An 851-nucleotide genomic window follows, 5' to 3' on the forward strand; every position below is an offset into this window, starting at 1 on the left:
CTGGTCCGCTAACTCTCGGTCATCGTTGGTTTCGACAGAGTCCAACAACTCCTCAAAATCCTCCGTACTATTGTTATGGCGGTGTTCAGATAAGGATGAAGGATGAGGCGGTGCGATTTTTGAGTGGTCTATGCTCGAAATCGACCGCCTCATCGGTGATAGCGACCGCTTTGAGTTAGGATTTGTGGAGCGAGAGGCGACACCCGAGCCGGCGATGAAGCTTGGTATTCGACTCCATTTGGCTGGGCTATCACTTTCGAATACCATCTCTATTCTTGATGGTTTGGGTGTCGAACGCTGTCGGTCCACCGTTCACAACTGGGTACAGAAGGCAGATTTACAGCCCACAGCTGGTGCCGACCCGGATCACGTTGCGATCGATGAAACCGTGATCCAGCTCGATGACGAGCGATATTGGCTGTACGCTGCGGTCGATCCCGACACCAACTGCCTGCTCCATGTACGGCTATTTTCGACGAGAACACAGGCGTTGACCGAGATGTTTCTCTCCGAACTCCGCGAGAAACATCTCGTTGACGACGCGACCTTTCTCGTCGACGGCGCACCGTGGTTGCAGGCGGCCTGCCATCAGCTCGGGCTCCGATTCCAGCATGTTACACATGGGAATCGGAATGCCGCCGAACGTGTCTTTCGAGAACTAAAACGACGAACACACCAGTTCTAAAATACGTTTAGCCACGTCGAACCGAGTACCGCTGAAAACTGGTTGCAAGCGTTCGCCTTCGCATGGAATCAGCTAATCTGAACACTACCATTGTTATCAGACTGGGATACAGACTCAGTCGATTCACTGGAGGTTGGCCAGTCCTCGAGCGTCTCAGCTATCTCTG

The 851-nt window shown here is 53.0% G+C and carries 1 pseudogene; it reads left to right on the forward strand.

What is annotated here, in order from left to right:
- Positions 1-130: 130 nt before the first annotated feature.
- A pseudogene (locus ACQUQ1_RS22500) lies at positions 131-766 on the forward strand (IS6 family transposase).
- The last annotated feature ends 85 nt before the right edge of the window (positions 767-851 follow it).

The organism is Halobaculum sp. EA56 (genome assembly GCF_051195075.1).
GTDB lineage: Archaea > Halobacteriota > Halobacteria > Halobacteriales > Haloferacaceae > Halobaculum.